Origin of the sequence: Burkholderia paludis (genome assembly GCF_000732615.1) — a bacterium.
In the GTDB taxonomy this organism is placed as follows: Bacteria; Pseudomonadota; Gammaproteobacteria; order Burkholderiales; family Burkholderiaceae; genus Burkholderia; species Burkholderia paludis.
Genome location: NZ_JPGL01000072.1, coordinates 17259 through 42692, shown reverse-complemented (window position 1 = coordinate 42692; position 25434 = coordinate 17259). Strand labels below are relative to the sequence as shown.

Genomic DNA, 25434 nt, shown 5'->3' with positions numbered 1-25434 from the left:
AAGCCCGGCGGCCCTTCGGCCGCCGGGCCAACGCACGAGACGTGCGTGGAAGCGACGCCTACAGCTCGATCCGCTTGATGTCGCCGACGACGAAGATGTACGACAGCGCGCCGACCAGCGCGATCACGCCGATGAACACGAGCGCGCCGACGAACGAACCGGTCGACGCGACGATGAAGCCGACGACGAGCGGCGTGACGATTCCCGCGAGGTTCGCCGCGAAGTTGAAGATACCGCCCGTGACGCCGAGCAGGCCGTCCGGCGCGATGTCGGACACGAGCGTCCAGCCGAGCGCGGCCATCCCCTGCGCGAAGAAGGCGACCGACATGATCGCGATCACGGCTTCGTTGCTCTGCACGTAGTTCGCGAGAATGATCGTCGACGCGAGCAGCAGGCCGGCGATGATCGGCAGCTTGCGCGCGAGGTTCGCGGACTTGCCGCGGCGCAGCAGCCAGTCGGAGAAGAAGCCGCCGAACATCACGCCGACGGACGCGGCGATGAACGGCATCACCGCGAAGAAGCCGATCTTCAGCCAGCCCATGTGGCGCTCGGTGGCGAGGTAGGTCGGGAACCAGGTCAGGAAGAAGACGAGCGTCGAATTGCCGGCGAACTGGCCGAGGCAGATGCCCGCAAGCTGGCGCTTCTTCAGCAGCCGGCCTGCCATCGCCCAGCTGAACGACGTCTGCCTGCCCTTGCCGCCGTCCTTGCGCACGCCGTGCACGAGGCCGCCGCCCGCCTCGATATACGCGAGTTCCTCGGAATTCGCGGCCGGATGGTTGCGCGGCTCGTGATAAAACTTCCACCAGACGAAGCCGAACACGATGCCGACCGTGCCGACGACCCAGAACAGCGAGCGCCAGCCGAACGCGCCCATCAGCGCGAACAGCACGGGGCTGAAGAACGCGAGGCCGATGTACTCGCCGACGGTATAGGTTCCCGTCGCCATCGCGCGCTCGTTCTGCGGAAACCAGGTGGCGACGACCCGGCTGTTGGTCGGGAAGCACGGCGCTTCCGCGACGCCGAGACCGAGACGGCACGCGAGCAGCGTCGCGACGCCGGGCACGAAGCCCTGCAGGAACGTGCACAGCGACCACAGCGTCATCGACCAGTAATAGGTGATCTTGCTGCCGAAGCGGTCGAGGAACAGGCCGCCGGGCACCTGGGCGGCCACGTAGGTCCACGAAAACGCGGAAAACATGATGCCCATCACGGCCGCGTTAATGCCGAGCTCCCTGGTGAGCTGCGGCGCAGCCACCCCCAGCACGGTGCGGTCGAGATAGTTGATCATCGTGCCGATCGCGAGCAGCGCGAGAATCCTGTAACGCGCCGAGGTGCGCCGGACCGTGCCGGCCGCCTGCGCCGGCGCGGCGCTCGTGTGGGTGGTGTGCTGCATGGTCGTCTCCTGGTCTCTCTTTCTGGATGGGGTCAGCGCGTGACGAGCGACTGAAAGTGCCCGAACATCCGCTCGGCGTCGGGCGTGCGTCCGGTGAACAGTTCGAACGCATCGACGGCCTGGTAGACCGCCATCCCGCCGCCCGGCAACGTGGCGCAGCCGGCCGCGCGCGCGGCGCGGAGCAGTTCGGTTTCGAGCGGGAAATACACGATGTCGGCCACCCACATGCCCGCATGGAGCAATTCGGCCGGCAACGGCAGGCCCGGATGCTTGACCATGCCGGTCGGCGTCGCGTGGATCAGGCCCGTCGCGGCGCGCATCGCGCCCGCGAGATCGCCGCCCGCGACGACCCGCGCCGCGGGGAAACGAGACTGCAGCTCGTCCGCGAGCGCGGCGGCCCGCGCGCCGTCGACATCGAAGACCGTCAGCCCGGCCGCCCCCATCTGCAGCGCCGCGTGCGCGACGGCCGCGCCCGCGCCGCCCGCGCCGAGCTGCACGACACGCTCGAGCGACGCGCCGGGCAACCCGCGGCCGAACGCTTTCGCGAAACCCGACCAGTCGGTGTTGTGACCGATCCGCTTGCCGTCCTTGAACAGCACGGTGTTCACCGCGCCCAGCGCGCGCGCGTCGTCCGACAGCGCGTCGAGGTATTCGATCACGCGCTGCTTGCACGGGTGCGTGATGTTCAGGCCGTTGTAGCCCAGCCGCTGCGCGGCATCGAGCAACTGCGGCAGCGCATCGACCGTCACGCCGAGCGCATCGAGATCGATGCGCCGATAGACATAGCCGAACCCCTGGCGGAATCCTTCTTCCTCGTGCATCGCCGGCGACAGCGACCCGCCGATGCCCTGGCCGATCAGGCCGATCAGAAACGACGGCCGGCTCATCGTGCGGCTCCCTGCGCGAACAGGGTCGACAGACGCTGCAGCGCGAACACGTAGCCCTCGGTGCCGCAGCCGCAGATCACGGCTTCGGCGACCGCCGACACGTAGGAATGGTGACGGAACGCCTCGCGGCGGTGCACGTTCGAGATATGCACCTCGATCACCGGCTTCGCGATCGCGGCAAGCGCATCGGCCAGCGCCACCGACGTGTGCGTGTAGGCGGCCGGGTTGATCACGATGCCGTGCGTGTCGTGACGCGCGGCATGCAGCCAGTCGATCAGCTGGTGCTCGGCGTTCGACTGGCGGAAGTCGATCTCCAGACCGAGCCCCGCCGCCGCCGCGCGGCAGCGCTGCTCGACATCGGCGAGCGTTTCCGCGCCGTAGATATGGGGCTCGCGTGTGCCCAGCAGATTCAGGTTGGGGCCGTTCAGCACCAGCACCTTGTGCTTGCTCATGGTGATTCTGCTCCTGAAACAGGGGCGGACCGTGACCGTTTCCGCCCCGAAGACATCGGAATTTGACGCTAGTGTGCGCCCGTGCAGGGAGGCTGTCTTTTCGGGTTTTCGCTAATTTGTACCATCTAGTTAGTTTGTACAATACGCATCACCAGCCCAGTAAATTCGGGATATGGCGCGCGTACGGAATTCAACGACTGGTTCATTCAGGGCCCGCACGACCGGCGCCATGCCCCGCTCATCCGCAGGATTCGCCCATGCAGCGCTCGATCGCCACCATGTCACTGTCCGGCACGCTCGCCGGGAAACTCGCCGCCATCCAGGCCGCGGGCTTCGACGGCGTCGAAATCTTCGAGAACGACCTCGTCTACTTCGACGGATCGCCGGCCGACGTCCGGCGCATGGCCGCCGACCTCGGCCTCGACATCGTGCTGTTCCAGCCGTTTCGCGACTTCGAGGGCGTGAGCGCCGCCCAGCTCGCCCGCAACCTCGACCGCATCAAGCGCAAATTCGACGTCATGCACGCGCTCGGCGCCGATCGCATCCTCGTGTGCAGCAATGTGTCGGCGGATACGATCGCGGACGACGGGCTGCTCGTCGACCAGCTAGGCGCGCTCGCGGAAGCCGCGCGGCAGGCCGGCGTGATCGCCGCATACGAAGCGCTCGCGTGGGGCCGCGTCGTGAAGCGGTACGGCCATGCGTGGAAGCTCGTGAACGCCGTGAACAGCCCGCATCTCGGCCTCGCGCTCGACAGCTTCCACACGCTGTCGCTCGACGATTCGCCGGACGCGATCGCCGACATTCCCGGCGACCGCATCGCCTTCGTGCAGATCGCCGACGCGCCGAAGCTCGCAATGGACGTGCTCGAATGGAGCCGCCACTACCGCTCGTTCCCGGGCCAGGGCGACTTCGACCTCGCGCGCTTCACCGCGCGCGTGATCGAGTCGGGTTATACGGGACCGCTGTCGCTCGAGATCTTCAACGACGGCTTCCGCGCGGCGCCGACCGCGATCACGGCCGCCGACGGCCATCGCTCGCTGCTCTATCTGGAAGAACTGACGCGCGAACGGCTCGCCCGGGACGGCCGGGCGCCGGCCGCCACCCAGCCGCTGTTCGCGCCGCCGGCGCCGCCCGCGCATGTCGGGTTCCAGTTCATCGAGTTCGCGGTCGACGCGCAGGCGGCGGCGACCGTCGGCGAATGGCTCGGCCGGATGCGTTTCCGGCTCGCCGGCCGGCATCGCTCGAAGGACGTGACGCTGTTCCAGCACGGCGCCGCATCGATCGTGCTGAACGCGGAGCGCGACTCGTTCGCCGATGCCTTCTTCCAGCGCCACGGGCTGTCGCTGTGCGCATCGGCGTTCCGCGTGGACGACGCGAACGTGGCGTTCGAGCGCGCGGCCGGCTTCGGCTATGCGCCGTTCTCCGGCCGCGTCGGACCGAACGAGCGCGTGCTGCCGGGCGTGCAGGCGCCGGACGGCAGCCTCGAGTATTTCGTCGACGAAGCGCCGAACGCGCCGACGCTTTATGAATCGGACTTCGCGCTGACCGATATCGACGGCCCGAGCGAAGTCGGCCCGCTGACGGGCATCGACCATGTGTGCCTCGCGCTGCCGGCCGACGCGCTCGACACATGGATCCTGTTCTTCAAGACGGCGTTCGGCTTCGAGGCCGAGCGCAGCTGGCTCGTGCCGGACCCGTACGGGCTGATGCGCAGCCGCGCGGTGCGCAGCGCCGACGGCTCGGTGCGGATCGCGCTGAACGCGTCGGTCGACCGCCACACGGCGGTGGCCGAGTCGCTCGACCGCTATCACGGCACCGGGCTGAACCACGTCGCGTTCCGCACCGACGACATCGTGAAGACGATCGCCGCGTTCGTGGCCGACGGCATCCCGTTCCTGCGCATTCCGCCCAACTACTACGACGATCTCGCCGCCCGCTACGCGCTGCCGGACGCCCTCGTCGACACGCTGAGCACCCATCACCTGCTGTACGACCGCGACGAACACGGCGGCGAATTCCTGCACGCCTATACGGAGCTGGTCGACAACCGCTTCTCGCTCGAGATCGTCGAACGGCGCGGCGGATACGACGGGTACGGCGCGGCGAACGCGGCCGTGCGGCTCGCCGCGCAGGCGCAGCGCAGGAAATAAGGGAAGGAGTGGAATCGGGGCAGCCGGGCCGGATTGCCGCGCGACCCGCGATTACTTCAAAGGGCCTGATCAAATATGCACCATGATGGTGAATATCGCCGCCGCGTACCGGCCCGCGCGGCTGGCCGGGATCGGCCGGGAGCCGCGCCACGCCTGGCGTTACATCCCGTAACCCATACCGCAGCGCAACATCGCATCGCCCGCCGCGGTTTTAAGAATCGCTTAAGTCTTCGACGGCACCATCCGGAACCAGTACCCGATGGTTATCTTGAAAAGGAGGAAAGCGATGAGCGCCGTAGAAGCACCCGCGGGCCGCCAGGCCGCGCCCCCTGCAAAGAAGACGATGCTGCGCCGCCTGCTCAGTCATCATGAAATCGCGACGCTGCTGGTGCTGCTGCACGCACCGATCGGCGCGAACGCCAAACCCGAACTGCCTGCGCTGCAGGAAGCCGGCCTCGTCGAGATGGTCAGGCTCGACGCCGATACGGCCCCGAGCTTCCGGCTGACCGCGGACGGCACGGCCATCCTGAAAGGCCTCGGCTACCGCTGAGCCGCCGGCTTCCCCGTTTCCCCGCCACACCCCGATCCCTGCGACGCGCCGGCCCTTGCGGCGTGTCGCGTCATCCTGCCCGCTCCTGCAGCATCAACCGGTATTCCGTCGGCGTCACGCCGACCGTCGCCTTGAACTGGCGCGTGAACGCGCTGTGATCCGTATAGCCGCATAGCGCGGCGACATCGGTCACCTTGTCGTGCGTGACGAGCAGCGCGGTGGCCGCATCGAGCCGCGTCTTCAGCAGCACCTGGCGCGGCGTCAGATGGAACACCTTGTGGAAGTAGCGTTCGAGCTGCGCAACCGACATCCCGGCCATCTGCGCGAGATGCTTCAGGTTCAGCGGCTGCACGTAGTGATCCTGGATGTGCTGGACCACGTCGGCGAGCCGGCTGTACGCCGGGTGCGATCCCTCGTGCGCCTTCAGGTCGCGCGAAATGCCCGCCAGGCCGACCACCCTGCCCGCGGCGTCGCGCAGCGGCTCCTTGCAGGTCAGGCACCAGCCCGGCTGGCGGCCCGGGTACAGGTGCAGTTCGAGCTGGTCCGTCAGTTGCTGGCCGGCGTTGATCGTCGCCATGTCCTGCTCGAAATAGCTGCGGCCGAAGCGGCGCGGAAACACCGCGTCGGCCGTCTTGCCGAGCAGGTCGCGCTTGTCCTTGTAGCCGCAGCGCATCGCCAGCGTACGGTTGACGATCGCATAGCGGCCGCTCTCGTCCTTCACGAAGAACGCGACGTCCGGCAGCGCATCGAACACCGGTTCGAGCAGGCGGAAGTGCGCGAGCATCGCGCCGAAATCGGCATTCTCGGGCTGGTAGCGCAACGGTTCGGGCAGGCTCATGGGCGGTACGGCAAGCAAGGTCGTCATCCCGGCAACCGCAGTGCGAGTGGCAGATGGCGTCGATTATAGAAGCGCCCCTCCGGTCGCGGTGCGCCGGAGGCGGGCAAGCGGGCGGCAGTTGCGTCGGCGCGCCGCCTGCCAGATGGCGTTGCGTCGCGTCGAGTCGCGGCACATGTTGTGCGTGCAACCGCTGCGTCGCGCGTACGGCAACCGGCATGCGGCGACGAACCCGCCGGAAAGGCGCATGTCGTCATGCATGCGCCGCTGCCGGTCTGCCGCCCGCCACACTGCGCCGCACGCACGCGCGAACCCACCATCCTAAAAATGCGGACGCCCCGCGTCTTGGCGCGTTTGCGCATTCCAGGTGACGATTTCAGCATATATCAGGGTTATCGACGATATGCCGATATCGTCGCCGGCCACGCATCGAACACGCAAGACGCCCACATTTTCGCTATCTAGACTTCGCTTCACGGTCACGAGACGACATCCCGCCGCTGCAGCAATCGGCACGCACGGCTCGCCGCATCCGTCATCGCGCACGCCGATTCCGGCACAGCTCGCGGACGGCGTGCGGCCCTCGCACCGGCCGCCGGCCCGCATGCCGGCGGCAGCCCAACCACGCCATCAAGGGGAAGTGAAAGTGAAGCTGAAGGTATCGCACGTCGCGCTGGCCGCCGCCTGCGCACTGTCGGGCGCGCACGCCATCGCCGCCGACGTCGTCAAGATCGGTTTCGCCGCACCGCTGACCGGCCCGCAGTCGAATTACGGCACGGACATGCAGAAAGGCGTGCAGCTCGCGATCGCGGATTTCAACGCGACGCGTCCGACGATCGACGGCAAGCCCGTCACGTTCCAGCTCGACTCGCAGGACGACCAGGCCGACCCGCGCACGGGCACGACCGTCGCGCAACGGCTGATCGACGACAACGTGCGCGGGATCATCGGCCACTTCAACTCGGGCACCAGCATTCCGGCGTCCGACCTGTACGATCGCGCCGGGCTGCCGCAGATCTCGATGGCGACGTCGCCGCAATACACGGCGCGCGGCTACAAGACGACCTACCGGCTGCTGACGAGCGACGCGCAGGCCGGCCGCATCGTCGGCACGTATGCGGTGAAGACGCTGCGCTTCAAGCGCATCGCGATCATCGACGATCGCACCGCGTACGGCCAGGGCATCGCCGACGAGTTCGCGAAGGCCGTGGAGGCGGCGGGCGGCACGATCGTCAAGCGCGACTTCACGAACGACAAGGCGCTCGATTTCTCCGCGATCCTCACCAACCTCAAGGGGATGAACCCGGATGCGATCTTCTACGGCGGCGGGGACGCGCAATCGTCGCCGATGATCCGCAAGATGCGCCAGCTCGGGATGAAGTCGGCGTTCGTGACGGGCGAGATGTCGCGCTCGCCGACGTTCCTGAAGGTGGGCGGCGAGGCGGCCGAAGGCGCGATCGTCTACATGGGCGGGCTGCCGAAGGAAAAGATGCCGGGCTTCGCCGGCTACGCGGCGCGCTACAAGGCGCGCTTCAACGAAGACGTGATCACTTACTCGCCTTACTCGTACGACGGCACGATCGCACTGCTCACCGCGATGAAGAACGCGAACTCGACCGATCCGAAGGTCTATACGCCGTATCTCGGCAAGGTGTCGATCAAGGGCGTGTCGGCCCCCAGCATCGCGTATGACGCGAAGGGCGACCTGAAGGATGCGCCGGTGACGATCTACAAGGTCGAGCACGGCGCGTTCAAGCCGGTCGATACGATCGCCGGCAACTGATACGCCGGCACCCGCCCGCGCGGCGCGCCTGCGGCCCACCGGCCGCCGGCGCCGCGCGCTTCGGCTTCGCGGTCCGAAACGATCCTCGGTGCGCATCCGCGCGCACGCATTTCGCGCTCCTGTAGAATCCTCCCACCCGCTTTCACGCATCGTCCCCGCCGCGCCCCATCCCGGTGCGGCGGTGCGCGCCTCGCGCCCCATCCGGCACGCGGCACGCTTCCGACGACGCAAGCCGCGCCTTGCCAGTCCATGCCGATAGCGGGCCCTGGAGACGCAGCACCGACAACAACATTCGAATACCGATCGTCCTGACCATGCAAGCTTCCGAATTGAGCGGCGCGCCTCGCGCCGCCGAACGCCCGCTCTCGCGCGGCGACTACAAGACCCTTGGCCTTGCCGCACTTGGCGGCGCCCTCGAGTTCTACGACTTCATCATCTTCGTGTTCTTCGCGCCGGCGATAGGACAGCTTTTCTTCCCGCACGACATTCCCGACTGGCTGCGCCAGTTGCAGACGTTCGGCATCTTCGCGGCCGGCTATCTCGCGCGTCCGCTCGGCGGCGTGATCATGGCGCATTTCGGCGACCTGTTCGGCCGCAAGCGGATGTTCACGCTGAGCGTGCTGATGATGTCCGTGCCGACGCTGCTGATGGGCCTGCTGCCGACCTACGACACGATCGGCATCCTCGCGCCGGTGTTGCTGCTGCTGTTCCGCGTGCTGCAGGGCGCGGCGGTGGGCGGCGAAGTGCCGGGCGCGTGGGTGTTCGTGTCCGAGCACGTGCCGTCGCGCCACATCGGCTACGCGTGCGGCACGCTGACAGCGGGCCTGACGGCCGGCATCCTGCTCGGCTCGCTCGTCGCCGCCGGCATCAACAGCCGTTACTCGACCGCCGAGGTCGCCGCGTTCGCGTGGCGCATTCCGTTCCTGCTCGGCGGCGTGTTCGGGCTGTTCTCCGTGTACCTGCGCCGCTGGCTGCACGAAACGCCGGTGTTCGCCGAGATGAAGGCGAAAAAGGCGCTCGCCGCCGAAATTCCGCTGAAGGCCGTGCTGCGCGACCATGGCCGCGCGGTGATCGTGTCGATGCTGCTCACGTGGATGCTGTCGGCCGCGATCGTCGTCGTGATCCTGATGACGCCCGCGCTGCTGCAAAAGCAGTTCCACCTGACGCCCGCGACGACGCTGTTCGCGAACAGCGTCGCGACGCTGTGCCTGACGGCCGGCTGCATCACCGCGGGTTCGCTGGCCGGCTGGATCGGCGCGAAGCGCGTGCTCGGCATCGGCGGCATCGGGCTGGCCGCGTGCTACTACCTGCTGTTTGTCCAAGTCGCGGCCGACGCATCGACGCTGCCGCTTTACTACGGGATCGCGGGCTTCATGGTCGGCACGATCGGCGCGGTGCCGTTCGTGATGGTCAGGAGCTTCCCGGCCGTCGTGCGCTTTTCGGGCATCTCGTTCTCGTACAACGTCGCGTATGCGATCTTCGGCGGACTCACGCCGGTCATCGTGTCGCTGATGATGAAGTCGAACCCGTTCGCGCCGGTCGTGTATGTCGCGGCGATCTGCGTGCTCGGCGCGATCGCCGTGCAGTTCTCGAAGGATGCGAAGGACGTGCAGGACGCACACTGAGCGCCGGCGCTCCTGCCCGCTCGATGAACAAAGGGCCGAATCCCGAGGGGTTCGGCCCTTTTGTTTTGCGGCGTCGCGACGGCGGGTGTGCCGATCAGCGCAGCACGCGGTACGTCGAGCTCGGCCGGCGCAGGCCGTCGATGCTCATGCCGCCGGCGCCGGTGACGAACAGCAGCAGGAAACCGCCGGCGATCGCGATGTTCTTCCAGAAGTGGATCACCATGTCGTGCTGGATCGCGGCGTCCGTCGCGTCCCAGAAATTGTGCCCGACCATCGCGGTCGCCACCGTGTAGAACGCCATCAGCAGTGCCAGCGGCCTGACCTTGTAGCCGACGATCAGCAGCAGCCCGCCGAGCCCCTCGATCGCAACGACGACCGGCCCGATCACCTGCGGATACGGCACGTTCAGCCCATGCAGGTAACCGATGAAATCGCCGTAGCCGAGCAGCTTCATCACGCCGCCCCACAGGAACAACGCCGCCAGCGCCAGGCGCGCGAAAAAAATGACGCCGGAATCGACGGGACGCATCATGCCTTTCTCCTCGTATGCAATTCGGCCGGCCGCGCGGCCCTGCGGGGCCGGCGGCAAATGGGCCAGCATAGACAGAGTTGCGGCCGGGTCCAAGAAAAAGGTTGTAGCAAATCTTTACACGGCGGCGGCCGCGCGCCCCACAGGCGGCGGCACGAATCGAGCGTTTAGCCCGCGTCGCTCAACAGCACGCCCTTCTTGAAGACGAAGCAGCCGTAACCGCGCAGCTCGCCTGTGACGATCACCGCGTAAGCCTGCTGCGCGCGCTCGTAGAACGCGAAACGGTCGATCCCCGCGAGCGGCACCGCGCGCCCTTCCGCGCGATCGATCTCGGCCTGCACCTCGCGCTGGACAGGCGGCACCGCCGCGGCGTCGCCGACGACTTCCATCCGCCACGCGGGCGTGTCGACGAACGTGTCGAGCGGCAGCACCGACAGCACCGCACGCACGACGCGCGCCGAATCGGCGCCGTCGATCCGCAACGCTCGGCCGACCACCGTGTGCTCCGCAACGGATTCCGCCGGGAAATTCGCGTCGCAGATCGCGATTTCGTCGCCGTGGCCCATCGCGCGCAGCGTGTGCAGGATGTCGGCGTGCAGCAGCGGATCGAGATTCTTCAGCATGTCGGCTAGTCTCCGGGATCAGGAACGAATCGCATAACGTTACCCGATCCCGGCAGCCGCCGGGCATCCGTCGCTCGCGTCACGACGCCGCGCCCGGCATCTCGTCGATGCACCCCGCGACCGTCGCGCGGCAGCCCGACGCATTGCCGCCGCCGATGCCCGCGCCCGTCAGCTCGCCGCGCCGCCGGACGCCGCCGCGCCCGCGAGAACCGCAGCGGCCCGCCGAACGCATCGCCCTCCGTCGCCCGGCGGCAGCGGCCGCCGGGGCAACGCGCCGGCACGGCCGCGCTCAGCCGGCCGCGTAATCGACCGCGAGGCTCCACGCGGGATCCTCGTGCTTCGCCCAGTACGCGTCGAACAGCCGACGCGTCAGCGGGCCCGGCCGGCCGTCGCCGATCGCCGCGCCGTTCAGCCGCGTGACGGGCATGATCCCGCCGGCCGTCGACGTGATGAACACTTCGTCCGCGTCGCGCAGTTGCGCATCGTCGATGCGCTCGGCCTGCGCGTCGATACCCATCGACGCCGCCAGCTCGAACACGCTCTGCCGCGTGATGCCGTGCAGCACGCCTCGATCGGGCGTCCGGAGCCGGCCGTCGCGCACGACGAACACGTTGAATCCCGGCCCCTCGGCGATGCCGCCGTCGGTGCTCTTCAGCAGGACCGATTCCGCGCCCGCGTCGTAGCCCTTCATCAGCCCCGTGACGAGATCGAGCCAGTGATAGTTCTTGACCTGCGGATCGACCGATTCGGGCGGGATCCGCCGCACGTCGTCGATCACGTGCAGGTGCAGGCCCTCGCGCAACTGCCGCTCGTTCGCGACCGAGCCGTACGGCACCGCGAACGCGATGAACTGGTTCACGGCGTCGCGCGGGTCGCGGCTGAAGGTGGGCGACACGCCGCGCGTGCACAGCATCTCGACGTACGCGTTGCGCAGGCCCGAGCGGCGCACGCATTCGACGAGGATGTCGCGCAGCGCATCGTCGCTCAGCGGCACGTTCAGCCGCAGCCTCGCCAGCGAGCGCCTGAACCGCGCGATGTGCTGGTCCAGGCGGAAGAAGCGGCCGTTCCAGACGTGCACGGTGTCGTACGTGACATCGGAATGCAGGAAACCCCAGTCGAGCACCGACACGCGCGCATCGGCGATCGGGATGAAGCGGCCGTTCATGTACGCGGCGCCGCGCGGAAACGCGAGCGCCTCGACGGGCGGCGCGCCGTGCGATGCGGTTTGCGCCGCCTCGGGGACGCCCGGCGCATGGTCGACCTGCGCGGCGAACGATGCGCGATCGGCGTCGAACACGCTGCGATGCACGACCGCATTCGGCCCCGTCGCGCGATCGAACGACAGCTTGCCGTCGAGATGATCGATCTCGTGCTGCAGCAGCTCCGACACGTCGGGCGACAACGCGTCGCGCCGATGCGACTCGCCGTCGAGCGTCGTGTAGCGCACGCTCACGGAGGCGTGGCGCTCGACGCGCACGAACAGCTCCGGAAAGCACATGCAGTCGTCCCACAGCGTCATCCGCGCGTCGCTGCGCCACACGATCTCGGGGTTCACGATCACGTCCGGCCAGCCGTCCAGCGCGAGTGCGATCATCCGCTGCCCGATGCCGATCTGCTGCGCGGCGACCGCACGGCCGAAGCCGTGCTCGTCGCGAAACGCGCGCAGCGCGGCATTCAATGCGCGTGCGGCTTCGCGCACCGCGGGCGCACCGACGTCGTCGACCGGACGGGCGACGTCGCGCAGCGACGCCGTGCCCACGGGAAGAATCCGCGTATTCATTTGACTACCTCCGACAAAGTCACCTTGTTGCCTCCCTTGAACGTCGAAATCGTTGCGGCCGGATGACGCAGTTCGCCGTTTGCGTCGAATGCGATCCGGCCGGTCACCCCCTGGAAGTCGACGCGATGCAGCGCATCGACGATCTTCGCGGGATCCGTGGACTGCGCGAGCATCACCGCGTGGTAGACGGCCATCATCGCGTCGTACGCATACGGCGCGTAAAGCTGCACGGGTACGCCGAACTTCTGCGAGAAGCGCGCCGCGAACGCCGGGCCGCCGGGCATCTTTGCAAGACTGCGGCCGCCGTCCGCGCACACGAGGTTGCCGTCGAGCGCCTCGCCGGCCAGCTTCAGGATCTCGTGCGTGCACAGGCCGTCGCCGCCGAGCAGCGGTGCGGCCATCCGCAATTTCCTCATCTGCCTGAGCATCGGGCCGCCCTGCGTATCCATCCCGCCGAAAAAGATCGCATCGGGCGCCTTGCCTTTCAGCAGCGTCAGCGGCGCGCCGAAGTCGAACGCCTTGTCGGTCGTGTATTCGCGCCCGACGACGCTCGCGCCCGACGCGCCGAGCGCGCCGACGAACACGTCCGCGATGCCCTGCCCGTACGCCGTGCGATCGTCGACGACGCCGATGCGGCGCGCGTGCAGTTGCCCGAGCGCATAGCGGGCGACGGCCTGCCCGAGGAAATCGTCGTTCGCGAGCAGGCGGAACGTGGTGCGATAGCCGAGCCGCGTGAACGCCGGATTGGTTGCCGACGGCGTGAGCTCCGCGATGTTCGCCGTCGCGTAGAGCCGCGCGACGGCGATCGACGTCCCCGAATTCTGATGGCCGATCACGGCGCTGACGTGCGTGTCGACGAAGCGCTGCGCGACCGTCGTCGCGACCTTCGGGTCGGCCTGGTCGTCCTGTGCATCGAGCGCGAACGTGACCGGATGCCCGGCGATTTCCGGATGGCCGGCGTTGATTTCGTCGATCGCGAGCCGGATGCCGCGCGCGCTGTCCTCGCCGAAATGCGTCTGCGCGCCCGTGAGCGCGCCGGCATAACCCACGACGACCGTGTCCGCGCCGAACGCGGGAACGGCCAGTACGAACGGCGCAAGCGCCAGCAGCAGACATCGGGAACGCATGACGATTTCCTCGCAGCTTTGTCGTTGACGGATGCTACGATTATCGACAGCCATCGCGAAATCCGATAAACATTGGGCGGATCGATTCGTGAATTTGTTTCGTTTTTTCTTCCGCAAGGAAATCCGATGAATTCCACTGCCGCGCCGCTCGACGACTTCGATCTGCGCATCCTCGCGCGCCTCCAGCACGACAACCAGATCACCAACCAGGCGCTCGCCGCCGAAATCGGCCTGAGCCCGCCCGCGTGCCTGCGCCGCGTGAAGCGGCTGCGCGACGAGCGCTATATCCAGCAGGACGTCGCCGTCGTCGATCCCAACAAGGTCGGCCTGCCGTTGACGATGCTCGTGCTCGTGCAGGTCGAGCGCGAACGGGTCGACCTGCTCGACGAATTCAAGCGGTTCCTGAAATCGCTGCCGGAAGTCATGCAATGCTATGTGGTGACGGGCCGCGCCGATTTCGTGCTGATGATCGCGATGCGCGACATCGACCACTACGAGGAATTCTCGACGCGCGTGTTCCGGCAGCACCACAACATCCGCCACTTCGAGACGATGGTCGTGATGTCGCGCGTGAAGGTCGGGTTGTCGCTGCCGCTCGGCATCGAGTGACGGCCGTCCGTCGCGCTTACGCGCCCCGCCATGCAAACGGGCGCCCGAAGGCGCCCGCGTCGTCTGCCGCCGCCACCGCGTGCGTCAGGTCACCGGCGCCGGATTGAACAGCGTCAGCGCGTTCGCCAGCTTCCATTGTTCGGCCCACGTGCGGCGCTTGCCGCTCGCGACGTCGAGCATCAGCCGGAACAGTTCCCAGCCCGTCTCCTCGATCGTGGCCGCGCCGGTGGCGATCCGCCCCGCGTCGAGATCCATCAGGTCGTGCCAGCGGCGCGCGAGATCGCTGCGCGTCGCGACCTTGATCACCGGCACCTGAGCGAGGCCGTACGGCGTGCCGCGGCCGGTCGTGAACACGTGCAGGTTCATCCCCGCCGCCAGTTGCAGCGTGCCGCAGATGAAGTCGCTCGCGGGCGTCGCCGCATACAGCAGCCCCTTCTGCCGCGCACGGTCGCCGGGGCGCACGACGCCGGCGATCGGCGCGCTGCCCGACTTCACGATCGACCCCATCGCCTTCTCGACGATGTTCGACAGGCCGCCCTTCTTGTTGCCAGGCGTCGTGTTCGCGCTGCGGTCGACGCGGCCGCGCTGCAGGTAGCGGTCGTACCAGTCCATCTCGCGGATGATCTCGCGCGCAACCGTCTCGTTCGCCGCGCGCGACGTGAGCTGCGCGACGCCGTCGCGCACTTCGGTCACCTCGGAGAACATGATCGTCGCGCCCGCCCGCACCAGCAGGTCGGCCGCGAAGCCGACGGCCGGGTTCGCGGTGAGCCCCGAGAACGCGTCGCTGCCGCCGCACTGCACGCCGACGACGAGATCCGATGCCGGACACGTCTCGCGGCGGCGGCGGTCGAGCCGCTCGAGGTGCGATTCGGCCATCTTCATGATCGAGTCGATCATCGAGTTGAAACCGACATGCGCGGCGTCCTGCAGGCACACGACGCCGCCGTTGTCCGTCGCGCCGTCGGCCGCGACCGGAATCGCGCCGGGCGGCAGCAGGCGCTCGGGCTGCAGCTTCTCGCAGCCGAGGCTCACGGTCATCACCTCGCCGCCGAAGTTCGGATTCAGGCTGATGTTGCGCAGCGTGCGGATCGGGATGTCGGCGTCGGGCGCATCGATCGCGACGCCGCAGCCGTACGTGTGCTCGAGCCCGACCACGTCGTCGACGTTCGGATAGCGCGGCAGCAGCTCGGCCTTGATGCGCTTCACCGCATGCTCGACGACGCCCGACACGCACTGCACGGTGGTCGTGATCGCAAGGATGTTGCGCGTGCCGACCGAGCCGTCCGCGTTGCGGAAGCCCTCGAACGTATAGCCGTCGAGCGGCGCCAGCGGCGGCGCGGCGCGGGTCGCGAGCGGCAGGTCGTCGAGCCCCGGCGGCTCGGGCATGCGCATCGTGCGCTCGTTGACCCAGCTGCCGCGCGGCAGGTCGGCCAGCGCGTAACCGATCACCACGTTGTAGCGGACGACCGGGTCGCCGGCCGCCAGATCGGCGAGCGCGACCTTGTGCCCCTGCGGCACGCCTTCGCGCAGCGTCAGCCCGTCGGCGAACGTCGCCCCTTCGGGCAGGCCGCCGTCGTTGACGACGATCGCGACGTTGTCGTCCGGGTGCACGCGGATATAAAGCGGGGAAGCAGTCATCGGAATTCCTGAGGCTATCGGCCGTATTGTTAGTCATCATACGACATTCAACCTGCGCCCGCGATGCTGCGTAAACCCTTATCCGGAAAGACCCTACTCCCGAGCGACCAGCAAACCGCTTGCGTCACCTTTCCCCTCGTTGTACGATGACATACAACGACATCGCCAATGTGGCTCGTATGCCGTTCCCGACGAACCCAGCACTCGCGCTAGACGGACGACCCAACCATGACCTCACCGCAAGAACTCAAACAGATCATCTCCCACGGCCTGCTGTCGTTTCCGCTCACGGATTTCGACGCCGACGGCAATTTCCGCCCGACCACCTATGCCGAGCGCCTGGAATGGCTTGCGCCGTACGGCGCGAGCGCGCTGTTCGCGGCGGGCGGCACCGGTGAATTCTTCTCGCTCACGCAGCGCGAGTATTCGGACGTGATCCGCGTGGCGACGGAAACCTGCAAGGGCAAGGTGCCGATCCTCGCCGGCGCGGGCGGCGCGACGCGCGTCGCGATCGAATATGCGCAGGAAGCCGAGCGCCTCGGCGCAAGCGGCATACTGCTGATGCCGCATTACCTGACCGAAGCGAGCCAGGAAGGGATCGCCGAGCACGTCGAGCAGGTGTGCCGCGCGCTGAAGATCGGCGTCGTGGTGTACAACCGCGCGAATTCGAAGCTGAACGCCGACATGCTCGAGCGCCTCGCCGACCGCTGCCCGAACCTGATCGGCTTCAAGGACGGCGTCGGCGAAATCGAGAGCATGGTCACGATCCGCCGCCGCCTCGGCGACCGCTTCGCGTACCTCGGCGGCCTGCCGACGGCCGAGGTCTATGCCGCCGCCTACAAGGCGCTCGGCGTGCCGGTGTATTCGTCGGCCGTGTTCAACTTCATCCCGAAGACGGCAATGGAATTCTACGAAGCGATCGCGAAGGACGACCACGCTACGGTCGGCCGCCTGATCGACACGTTCTTCCTGCCGTACCTGAAGATCCGCAATCGCCGCGCGGGCTATGCGGTCAGCATCGTGAAGGCGGGCGCGAAGCTCGTCGGCCACGACGCGGGCCCGGTGCGCGCGCCGCTCGTCGATCTCGCCGACGACGAAGTCGCGCAGCTCGACGCGCTGATCAAGCAGATGGGCCCGCAGTAAGCGGGCGCAGCCGGCGCGGCGCCGCGCCGGCCGGTTGTCGCGTCGCGCGCCGCTTCGACGGTGTCGCGATCGTTCGCGGTATCCGCGCACGCATCCGTCGCGATGCGTGCCGCCTCCGGCGCAGCGCTGTGCGCGACGCCGCCTCGCCTTGCCTCGCATGCCGTCCGGCCTCGTCACATCCGCGCGATGATCCCGACGATCCGGTGGCGCACGTTCCAGAACCTGACCTGACCCAGCCTCGATCCGGCCTTGCATGCGTGCACAAGTGCGCGCATTCGATTCGCCGTCGAGGATCTGCCCGGACGTGTCGTGGTCGACAGGCGCATCGAAACACCATCGAAATCGACTGCGCTACGCCTGGGAGATGCAAAAAAGGCGGAAGCGGCTCACTCGCCCCTTCCGCCTTTTTGCGTCCCGACATCTGCCGGTGCCCTCGCACCTCCGCAGACGCCGGGTATCGCGCCTTCAGCCGATCCGGCCCGTCACTCCGCGCGCCCGTCCCGCAGCCTCGGAATCCCGAGCGGATTCTTCTCCTGCAACCCTTCCGGCAGCAGATCGTCCGGGAAATCCTGGTAGCACACGGGCCGCAGGAACCGGTCGATCGCCGTCGCGCCGACCGACGTGACGGCCGGGTTCGAGGTAGCGGGGAACGGCCCGCCGTGCACCATCGCGTCGCACACCTCGACGCCGGTCGGGTAGCCGTTCACGAGCAGGCGCCCGGCCTTGCGCTCGAGGATCGGCAGCAGCCGGCGCGCGAGCGGCTTGTCGTCGGCGTCCATCTGCAGCGTGGCCGTCAACTGGCCTTCGAGCGCGTCGAGCACGCGCGCGACTTCGTCGAGATCGCGGCAGCGCACGATCAGCGACGCCGGCCCGAACACCTCGTGGCTGAACGCCGGCTCGGCCAGGAACGCCTGCGCACCGACCTCGTACAGCGCACCGCCCGCCTGGCATTCGGTCCGCGCCGCCTCGCCCGCGCCGATTTCGCCCACGCCCGGCAGTTCGGCCAGCGTGCCGCGGCCGTTGCGATACGCATCGGCAATGCCGCGCGTGAGCATCACGCCGGCCGGCTTCGTCGCGAGCGCCTGCGCGGCGACGGCCTCGAAGCGGTCGAGGTCGGGGCCGTCGATCGCGAGCACGAGGCCCGGGTTGGTACAGAACTGGCCGACGCCGAGCGTCAGCGAATCGACGAAGCCCGTCGCGATCGCGTCGCCGCGCGCGGCGAGCGCCGCCGGGAACAGCACGACCGGGTTGATGCTGCTCATTTCCGCGTAGACGGGAATCGGCTGCGGGCGCGCGTTCGCGAGCTGCACGAGCGCCATGCCGCCCTGCCGCGACCCCGTGAAGCCGACGGCCTGGATCGCCGGATGGCTGACCAGCGCCGCGCCGATCACGCGGCCGGGGCCGACCAGCAGCGAGAACACGCCGGCCGGCATCCCGGTTTTCGCGACGGCGGCGCGGATCGCGCGGCCGACCAGCTCGGACGTGCCGAGATGCGCCTCGTGCGCCTTCACGATCACCGGGCAGCCGGCCGCGAGCGCCGACGCCGTATCGCCGCCGGCCACCGAGAACGCGAGCGGGAAGTTGCTCGCGCCGAACACGACGACGGGCCCGAGCGCGACCTTCTGCAGCCGCAGGTCCGCACGCGGCAGCGGCGTGCGCGCGGGCTGCGCGGGATCGATCGACGCCGCGAGAAAGCGCCCGTCGCGCACGACCCGCGCGAACAGCCGGAGCTGGCCGACGGTGCGGCCGCGCTCGCCCTGCAGCCGCGCGACGGGCAGGCCCGTTTCGGCATGCGCGCGTTCGATCAGCGCGTCGCCGAGCGCGACGATTTCATCCGCGATCGCGTCGAGAAACGCCGCGCGGGCCGCGAGCGGCTGCGCGCGGTACGCATCGAACGCATCGCGCGCGAGTTCGCACGCGCGCTCGACGTCGGCCTGCGTCGCGACGCCGAATGCCGGCGCATCGATCGGCTCGCCCTTCGTCGGGTCGAACGCGCGCAAGGTACCGGCCGAGCCGGCCACCGCTTCGGCGCCGATCAGCATCTCTCCTGTCAGTTGCATTGGGTGTGCTCCGTGGTTCGGGAATGGATCGCCCATTGTAGCCCAACAGATATGATGTCCGCCCACTAAACATCAAATTTCACATCCTCATCCGGGCTCGTTCCGACCCGCACAAAACCCTTTCGCATCCGGCATATCCCCGTATTTATTACCCTCTCACAGGATATCGCAAAGGGAAAACCCGAGGTTTCTGCGGCCAGACAATGCCAATAAACTGCCGATATGTCATACGACGACGTACATTAAAGTGCCGAATCAGACCTCCCCTCGCGATCTTCCGTACGACCTCGCGCACACCGCGCGGCGAACCGCCATGCGCTACTGGATCCTGGCGATGCTGTTCGTCGTCACGACGCTCAACTATGCGGACCGCGCGACGCTGTCGATCACCGGCACGCCGATCCGCAAGGCGTTCGGCATCGATCCGGTGACGATGGGCTACATCTTCTCGGCGTTCAGTTGGGCGTACGTGCTCGCGCAACTGCCGAGCGGCTGGCTGCTCGACCGCTTCGGCGCACGGCGCGTGTACGCGGCAAGCATCTTCCTGTGGTCGGCGTTCACGCTGCTGCAGAGCACGATCGGCCTGGGCGGCAGCGCCGCGTTCGCGGTCGCCGCGCTGTTCGCGATGCGCTTCGCGGTCGGCATCGCCGAGGCGCCCGCCTTTCCCGCCAACGCGAAAGTCGTCGCGAGCTGGTTTCCGACCGCCGAGCGCGGCACGGCGTCGGCGATCTTCAACGCCGCGCAGTACTTCGCGGCCGTGGTGTTCGCGCCGCTGATGGCGTGGCTGACGCACGCGTACGGATGGCACCACGTGTACCTGTGGCTCGGTCTCGCGGGCATCGCGCTCGCGCTCCTGTGGCTGCGGGTCGTGAAGGACCCGGCCGACCATCCGGCCGTGAACCGCGCGGAACTCGAACATATCGAGCAGGGCGGCGGGCTGGTGCGATCCGCGCCGCGCGGCGCCGGCGCGGCGTCCGGGGGCAGCCGCGTGGCCGGCTGGTACTACGTGCGCCAGCTGCTGTCGAACCGGATGCTGATCGGCGTATACCTCGGCCAGTACTGCGTGAACGTGCTCACCTACTTCTTCCTCACGTGGTTCCCGATCTACCTCGTGCAGGCGCGCGGGATGTCGCTGCTGAAGGCCGGCTTCATGACCTCGCTGCCCGCGATCTGCGGGTTCCTGGGCGGCGTGCTCGGCGGCATGCTGTCGGACGGGCTGATCCGCCGCGGCGTGTCGCTGACGCTCGCGCGCAAGATCCCGATCGTCGGCGGGATGGCGCTGTCGATGGTCATCATCGGCTGCAACTACGTCGACAGCGAGGCGCTGGTGATCGTGCTGATGGCCGTGTCGTTCTTCGGCAAGGGCATCGGTTCGCTCGGCTGGGCGGTCGTCGCCGATACCGCGCCGAAGGAGGCGATCGGCCTGTCGGGCAGCCTGTTCAACATGTTCGGCAACACGGCCGGCATCGTCGCGCCGATCGCGATCGGCTACCTCGTCGGCGCGAGCGGCTCGTTCAACGGCGCGCTCGTGTTCGTCGGGCTCAACGCGCTCGTCACCGTGTTCAGCTATCTCGTGATCGTGAAGGACATCCGGCGCGTCGAACTGCGGCATCGCGACGCCTGACGGCCGGCTTCGGCACGGAACGACGGCGGCCGCGCGCGGGCGGCCGCCGCTCTTGCATCGCGTCCCGGCGGCAACGGGTCAGGCCGCGGAATGCGCGACGCGCAGCATGTCGTGCACGCCGGACGTCATCAGCGCGAGGAACGCGAGCAGGCCGACGTAGCAGAGCGCATACGTCGTCTTCGTCTCGATCGACGTCGCGTAGTACACGCGGTTCTCCGGAGCGTCCGGATCGTAGCGCCACGCGCGCTTCAACTGCGGCAGCGCGAGGAGCGCCATCACGATCAGCAGCGGGCTCGGGCGATACACGAACAGCGCGATCAGCACCGGGACGCCCGCGAACCAGATCCGCGGCGACAGCACCGCGGTGATCCGGCCGCCGTCGAACGGCGACAGCGGAATCATGTTGAACAGGTTCAGGAAGAAGCCGGTGTACGACAGCGCGAGCAGCAGGTTGCTGTCGTAATGGCGCGCGGCCGCATAGCAGGCGAGCGCGCCGAGCGTGCCGACGAACGGCCCGGCAAGCCCGACGTACGCCTCGGTCTCCGCGTCGTGCGGCATCTCCTTCAGTTGAATCCACGCGCCGACGAACGGGATGAAGGTCGGCAACCCGACATCGAGCCCGCGCCGCTGCGCGGCGACGTAGTGGCCGGCCTCGTGCACCAGCAGCAGCGCGACGAAGCCGGCCGCGAACCGCCAGCCGTAGAACAGCGCGTAGACCGCGATCGACGCCAGCATGGTGCCCGCCGACAGGAGCACCTTGCCAAGCTTGAGGCCGCCGAAAATCAGCAGCAGCAGCTTCGTCATTCCTTGCGCTCCGCGGCGGACGCGTCCGATGCATCCGCGACGGCCGGCACCGCGGCCGCCTTCGGCTTGCGTCCGAAGAAGCGCTTCAGCGCCGCGCCGCCCGCCAGCAGCGCGACCGCGCCGACCTTGAAGAACTTCACCGCGAACGCGCCGATCAGCGCGAGCAGGCCGAGCTTCTTCGCGCCGACGCCGACGATCAGCGCGGCGAGGCCATACTCGGCGACGTGGTCCGTCGACTGGTTGAAATCGGCGTAGCGCTTGCCGCCGTTGAAGCTGATGCTCGACAGCAGATCGTCGGCCGACGCCTTGTATTTCGGCAGATCGGCGAGCGTCGACGCCATCGTCAGCGACAGGTAGCCGTCGCGGCCCAGCACGAGCGTCCGGTAGTTCACGCCGTCGTTCTCGGCGTTCGGCGCCGCGCCCTTGTCGCGGATGATCGCGGACCAGACGAGCCGGTGCGTGGCCGCGTCGTAGGCGGGCGCCTTCGCCCAGCCGACCACCTCGGTCTCGGGCAGCCCGCGTTCCTTGCGCCCGGGGTTGTCTTCCTCGGTGCCGGCCTGCAGGTTCTTCAGCAGTTCGTCGGGTTTCCAGTCCTTCGCGTCGTCGTCGCGGATGTAGCCGCTCGGCTCGAATGACACGACCGAGATCCAGTCGGCGTCGGGATCGTCGGGCAGCACGAGGCCGACCAGCTTCGATTCGTCGATCGAGTTGCCCATCGAGCGCAGGTAGCGGCCGGCTTCGGCGGCCGGCACGAACGATTCGCCGGCCTTCAGCTTCAGCACGGCTTCGTGTTTCACGTCGATGTCGGTCGGGCCTTTCACGACCGCCTCGTTGGCGGCCGCGGCGGCGGCCCTCATCTCCACCTGCGCAGCTTCGGTCTGCGCGTGGCCGGTGGTCGCGGCGAACGCGAGCGTCGCCATGCAGGCGAGCCGGACGGCAAGCTTTTTCATTGTTGGATTCCCCTGGAATGCCTTGTCGTAAATATGCACGGCACCGGCCCATGCGCTTCAGGCGCGGGTCCGGCGTCGTCTCTCAGTTGGCACGGGGGCTATGGTAACGCAGTGTCGCGACGCGCCCGGGAACGGCGCGGCGCCGCATTCGACGCCACGCCCGCCCGATGCGCGGTCAGCGGCGCTCGAACGCGAGCTTCACGCCGAGCGCCAGCAACACCACGCCGCTGACGCGGTGCATGCGCGTCAGGATGCGCGGGTTGCGGCGGATCGACGCCGACAGCAGGCCGGCGAACAGCGCGACCGGCCCCTTGACCAGGAACGTCAGGCCGGCAAAGGTCGCACCCAGCACGAACAGCGACAGCATCGGATGCGCGGCGCCCGCCGGGACGAACTGCGGCAGGAACGCCAGATAGAAGAGCGCGACCTTCGGATTCGAGACGTTGGACAACGCGCCTTGCGCGAACGTGCGAAGCCGCGAGGCCCGCGCGCCGCCGCTGACGCTCGCGAGCGTCAATTCTCCCGACGAGCGCAGCAGCGCGATGCCGAGGTACAGCAGGTACAGCGCGCCGACGACCTTCAACGCCGTGAACAGCCATTCGGATGCCTGAAGAAGCGCGCCCAGCCCGAGGGTCGCGAGCGTCGTGTGGACGAGCAGCCCGACGCTGACGCCCGCGGCCGTGACGAGCCCCGCGCGCGTGCCGCCGGACAGCGTGCGCGACATTACCAGCAGCATGTCCTGGCCCGGCGTGACGATGATCAGAAGCGACGTGGCGATGAAGGGCAACCAGGATACGTGCGACATGGGAAAGCTCCGGAAAAGGGACAGGCGGGCGGGCGGGAATGGCAAGCCCGATGCAACGACAGCGTGGCGTACAGGCCGGCCGGTCGTCAGATTATCGACGTCCTCCGGTGGAGATTGGATGCGTATTTGGCTATTTTAGCCACCCAGTTTGGCGCTATTCTCTACAAATCACACAACTGGCAGTCAAAGATGTCAATCAAACTGGACGCGATCGACCGGCGCATCCTGCGTGCGTTGCAACGGAATTCCAACCAGACGAACGCCGAACTCGCGCAGCAGGCCGGGCTGTCGGCCACGCCGTGCCTGCGCCGCGTTCACCTGCTCGAGGAACAGGGCGTGATCGACGCCTATGTGGCGCTGCTGAACCCCGCGTCGGTCGACCTCCGGTTCACCGCGTTCGTGCGCGTCACGCTGGAGCGCCAGGACAAGGCGACCGTCGAACGCTTCGCGCGCGAGATCGAGCAGGCGCCCGAGGTGCTCGAATGTCACCTGATGGCCGGCAGCTACGATTACCTGCTGCGCGTGATCGCCCGGGATCTCGACGACTACCAGCGTTTCCAGATGGAAACGCTCACGCAGATCGAAGGCGTGCGCAACGTCGAGACCGAAATTCCGCTGAAGCGCATCAAGCAGACGGTTCGCCTGCCGATCTAGGGTCGGGCTGCATGGGGCACGCGCATGCGCTCCCTATGCAGGCCAGGCATCCAGGAACGTGACGGCCTGCCCCGCCGGCCGGCCGTTCAGCGCGCCGTCGCGCACGGCGACGTGCCCGCGCACGACCGTATGCACGGGCCAGCCCGTGACCGCGCATCCGTCGTACGGCGTCCAGCCGCTGACGCTGGCGATCCATTCGTCGCGGATGATCCGCCGCGCGCGCAGGTCGACGATGCTGAAATCGGCGTCGTAACCCGCCGCGATGCGCCCCTTGCCCGCGATGCCGAACACGCGCGCCGGCCCGGCGCTGGTCAGGTCGACCAGCCGTTCGAGGCTCAGGCGGCCCGCCTGCACGTGATCGAGCATCAGCGGCAACAGCGTCTGCACGCCGGTCATCCCGCTCGGCGACTGCGGATAGGGCCGGCGCTTTTCGTCGCGCGTATGCGGTGCGTGATCGCTGCCGATCACGTCGACCACGCCGTCGCGCACGGCCTGCCACAGCGCCTGCTGGTGATGCCGCTCGCGCACCGGCGGATTCATCTGCGCCAGCGTGCCCAGCCGCTCGTAGCAATCGGGCGCATGCAGGCTCAGGTGATGCGGGGTGACCTCGACCGTCACGTGCCGCCGGTGCTGCGCAAGCAGCGCCATTTCGCCGGCCGTCGACACATGCAAGACATGCAGCCGGCGCCCCGCCTGCGCGGCCAGCCCGACGATGCGCCGCGTCGCGGCCAGCGCGCTTTCCTCGTCGCGCCAGCGCGGATGGTCGCGCACGTCGCCGCTCGCCTCCACGAGCGCGCGGCGTTCGCGCAGCCGCGCCTCGTCCTCCGCATGCACGGCCATGCGCCGCCGCCCGTTGCGCAGGATCCGCCGCAATACGGTTTCGTCGTCGGCCAGCAGATCGCCGAACGAACTGCCCATGAAGACCTTCACGCCCGCACAGCCGGGCAGGCGCTCGAGCGCCGGCAGCCGTTCGGCGTTCACGGCCGAGCCGCCGAGATAGAACGCGTAGTCGCACCACGCCCGCCCGCGCGCCAGATCCAGCTTCGCCTGCAGATCCTGCTCGCCGAGCGTCAGCGGATGCGTATTGGGCATCTCGAAGATCGTCGTGACGCCGCCGAGCACCGCGCCGCGCGTCCCCGCCTCGATGGTTTCCTTGTGCGTCAGCCCCGGTTCGCGAAAATGCACCTGGCTGTCGACGACGCCCGGCAGGACATGCAGCCCGCCCGCATCGAGCAGCGTGTCGGCGCTCCAGCTGCCGCGCAGTGCGCCGAGCGCGACCACCCGGCCCTCCGCGCACGCAACGTCGAGCCGTTCCGCGCCGCCGGGCGTCATCACGGTGCCGCCGTGCACGAGCAGGTCGGCGTGGCGTCGCGTCGCCCGGTCGTCCGCTTCACATCGCAGCCACTCGCCCAT

22 protein-coding genes are annotated in these 25434 nt (G+C 68.2%); 8 read left to right on the top strand and 14 right to left on the bottom strand.

Going from position 1 to position 25434, the window contains the following annotated elements; translation table 11 throughout:
• Nucleotides 1-58: 58 nt before the first annotated feature.
• Genes GQ56_RS0133060 through aroQ form a run of 3 tightly spaced genes read right to left on the bottom strand, consistent with a single transcriptional unit; the run spans nucleotide 59 to nucleotide 2732 of the window.
• Complete coding sequence (locus GQ56_RS0133060; protein WP_031402728.1) at nucleotides 59-1393, bottom strand: MFS transporter; 1335 nt, start codon at nucleotides 1391-1393, stop codon at nucleotides 59-61.
• Between the two features lie 32 nt (nucleotides 1394-1425).
• On the bottom strand, nucleotides 1426-2280 hold the full coding sequence (locus GQ56_RS0133055) for a shikimate dehydrogenase (RefSeq protein ID WP_031402727.1): 855 nt from the start codon (nucleotides 2278-2280) through the stop codon (nucleotides 1426-1428).
• Nucleotides 2277-2732 (bottom strand): type II 3-dehydroquinate dehydratase, encoded by a 456-nt coding sequence (gene aroQ / locus GQ56_RS0133050; RefSeq protein ID WP_031402726.1) that lies wholly within the window; start codon nucleotides 2730-2732, stop codon nucleotides 2277-2279. The genes GQ56_RS0133055 and aroQ overlap by 4 nt, the downstream gene beginning before the upstream one ends.
• A gap of 257 nt (nucleotides 2733-2989) precedes the next feature.
• Between aroQ and GQ56_RS0133045 the strand changes: the two genes are divergently transcribed.
• On the top strand, nucleotides 2990-4882 hold the full coding sequence (locus GQ56_RS0133045) for a bifunctional sugar phosphate isomerase/epimerase/4-hydroxyphenylpyruvate dioxygenase family protein (RefSeq protein WP_031402725.1): 1893 nt from the start codon (nucleotides 2990-2992) through the stop codon (nucleotides 4880-4882).
• 286 nt (nucleotides 4883-5168) lie between these two features.
• On the top strand, nucleotides 5169-5432 hold the full coding sequence (locus GQ56_RS0133035) for a hypothetical protein (RefSeq protein WP_031402724.1): 264 nt from the start codon (nucleotides 5169-5171) through the stop codon (nucleotides 5430-5432).
• Between the two features lie 70 nt (nucleotides 5433-5502).
• On the opposite strand, the gene GQ56_RS0133030 is transcribed toward GQ56_RS0133035, so the two are convergent.
• Nucleotides 5503-6297 carry an AraC family transcriptional regulator gene (locus tag GQ56_RS0133030; RefSeq protein ID WP_031402723.1) on the bottom strand — a complete coding sequence of 265 codons (795 nt, stop codon included), beginning with the start codon at nucleotides 6295-6297 and terminating at the stop codon, nucleotides 5503-5505.
• A 574-nt stretch (nucleotides 6298-6871) separates the two neighbouring features.
• Between GQ56_RS0133030 and GQ56_RS0133025 the strand changes: the two genes are divergently transcribed.
• Entirely contained in the window at nucleotides 6872-8050 is a 1179-nt protein-coding gene (locus tag GQ56_RS0133025; protein WP_052001551.1) for a branched-chain amino acid ABC transporter substrate-binding protein, read from the top strand.
• Between the two features lie 314 nt (nucleotides 8051-8364).
• Nucleotides 8365-9675 (top strand): MFS transporter, encoded by a 1311-nt coding sequence (locus tag GQ56_RS0133020; RefSeq protein ID WP_031402721.1) that lies wholly within the window; start codon nucleotides 8365-8367, stop codon nucleotides 9673-9675.
• A 94-nt stretch (nucleotides 9676-9769) separates the two neighbouring features.
• Here the strand turns inward: GQ56_RS0133020 and GQ56_RS0133015 are convergent, their stop codons facing one another.
• The 4 genes from GQ56_RS0133015 to GQ56_RS0132990 all read right to left on the bottom strand — a co-directional run bounded on the left by GQ56_RS0133015 (nucleotide 9770) and on the right by GQ56_RS0132990 (nucleotide 13734).
• Nucleotides 9770-10207: a DoxX family protein gene (locus GQ56_RS0133015; protein WP_031402720.1), complete on the bottom strand. Its 438-nt coding sequence runs from the start codon at nucleotides 10205-10207 to the stop codon at nucleotides 9770-9772.
• 164 nt (nucleotides 10208-10371) lie between these two features.
• The gene (locus tag GQ56_RS0133010; RefSeq protein ID WP_031402719.1) at nucleotides 10372-10827 is read right to left on the bottom strand and encodes an RbsD/FucU family protein; all 456 of its coding nucleotides are present in this window, start codon (nucleotides 10825-10827) and stop codon (nucleotides 10372-10374) included.
• 289 nt (nucleotides 10828-11116) lie between these two features.
• Nucleotides 11117-12607 carry an aminotransferase class IV gene (locus GQ56_RS0133000; RefSeq protein WP_075123083.1) on the bottom strand — a complete coding sequence of 497 codons (1491 nt, stop codon included), beginning with the start codon at nucleotides 12605-12607 and terminating at the stop codon, nucleotides 11117-11119.
• Nucleotides 12604-13734 (bottom strand): branched-chain amino acid ABC transporter substrate-binding protein, encoded by a 1131-nt coding sequence (locus tag GQ56_RS0132990; RefSeq protein WP_031402718.1) that lies wholly within the window; start codon nucleotides 13732-13734, stop codon nucleotides 12604-12606. The genes GQ56_RS0133000 and GQ56_RS0132990 overlap by 4 nt, the downstream gene beginning before the upstream one ends.
• Nucleotides 13735-13860: 126 nt before the next feature.
• On the opposite strand from GQ56_RS0132990, the gene GQ56_RS0132985 reads away from it, so the two are divergent.
• Nucleotides 13861-14343, top strand: a complete 483-nt coding sequence (locus tag GQ56_RS0132985) for an Lrp/AsnC family transcriptional regulator (RefSeq protein ID WP_031402717.1) — start codon at nucleotides 13861-13863, stop codon at nucleotides 14341-14343.
• A gap of 84 nt (nucleotides 14344-14427) precedes the next feature.
• On the opposite strand, the gene garD is transcribed toward GQ56_RS0132985, so the two are convergent.
• On the bottom strand, nucleotides 14428-15981 hold the full coding sequence (garD, locus tag GQ56_RS0132980; RefSeq protein ID WP_031402716.1) for a galactarate dehydratase: 1554 nt from the start codon (nucleotides 15979-15981) through the stop codon (nucleotides 14428-14430).
• 228 nt (nucleotides 15982-16209) lie between these two features.
• On the opposite strand from garD, the gene kdgD reads away from it, so the two are divergent.
• Nucleotides 16210-17124, top strand: coding sequence for a 5-dehydro-4-deoxyglucarate dehydratase (kdgD, locus tag GQ56_RS0132975; protein ID WP_031402715.1), 915 nt, complete (start codon nucleotides 16210-16212; stop codon nucleotides 17122-17124).
• 482 nt (nucleotides 17125-17606) lie between these two features.
• Here kdgD and GQ56_RS0132965 read toward each other — a convergent pair whose 3' ends face one another.
• The gene (locus GQ56_RS0132965) at nucleotides 17607-19184 is read right to left on the bottom strand and encodes an aldehyde dehydrogenase (NADP(+)) (RefSeq protein WP_031402714.1); all 1578 of its coding nucleotides are present in this window, start codon (nucleotides 19182-19184) and stop codon (nucleotides 17607-17609) included.
• Between the two features lie 247 nt (nucleotides 19185-19431).
• Between GQ56_RS0132965 and GQ56_RS0132960 the strand changes: the two genes are divergently transcribed.
• Complete coding sequence (locus GQ56_RS0132960) at nucleotides 19432-20808, top strand: MFS transporter (RefSeq protein WP_031402713.1); 1377 nt, start codon at nucleotides 19432-19434, stop codon at nucleotides 20806-20808.
• Between the two features lie 78 nt (nucleotides 20809-20886).
• On the opposite strand, the gene GQ56_RS0132955 is transcribed toward GQ56_RS0132960, so the two are convergent.
• From GQ56_RS0132955 to GQ56_RS0132945, 3 genes are all read right to left on the bottom strand, one after another.
• Entirely contained in the window at nucleotides 20887-21612 is a 726-nt protein-coding gene (locus GQ56_RS0132955; RefSeq protein WP_031402712.1) for a site-2 protease family protein, read from the bottom strand.
• The gene (locus GQ56_RS0132950) at nucleotides 21609-22562 is read right to left on the bottom strand and encodes a DUF2167 domain-containing protein (protein WP_031402711.1); all 954 of its coding nucleotides are present in this window, start codon (nucleotides 22560-22562) and stop codon (nucleotides 21609-21611) included. The genes GQ56_RS0132955 and GQ56_RS0132950 overlap by 4 nt, the downstream gene beginning before the upstream one ends.
• 175 nt (nucleotides 22563-22737) lie before the next feature.
• Complete coding sequence (locus GQ56_RS0132945; protein WP_031402710.1) at nucleotides 22738-23367, bottom strand: LysE family translocator; 630 nt, start codon at nucleotides 23365-23367, stop codon at nucleotides 22738-22740.
• A 189-nt stretch (nucleotides 23368-23556) separates the two neighbouring features.
• Between GQ56_RS0132945 and GQ56_RS0132940 the strand changes: the two genes are divergently transcribed.
• Nucleotides 23557-24021, top strand: a complete 465-nt coding sequence (locus tag GQ56_RS0132940; protein ID WP_031402709.1) for an Lrp/AsnC family transcriptional regulator — start codon at nucleotides 23557-23559, stop codon at nucleotides 24019-24021.
• Nucleotides 24022-24054: 33 nt separating this feature from the next.
• On the opposite strand, the gene GQ56_RS0132935 is transcribed toward GQ56_RS0132940, so the two are convergent.
• Nucleotides 24055-25434: a dihydroorotase gene (locus GQ56_RS0132935; protein ID WP_031402708.1), complete on the bottom strand. Its 1380-nt coding sequence runs from the start codon at nucleotides 25432-25434 to the stop codon at nucleotides 24055-24057.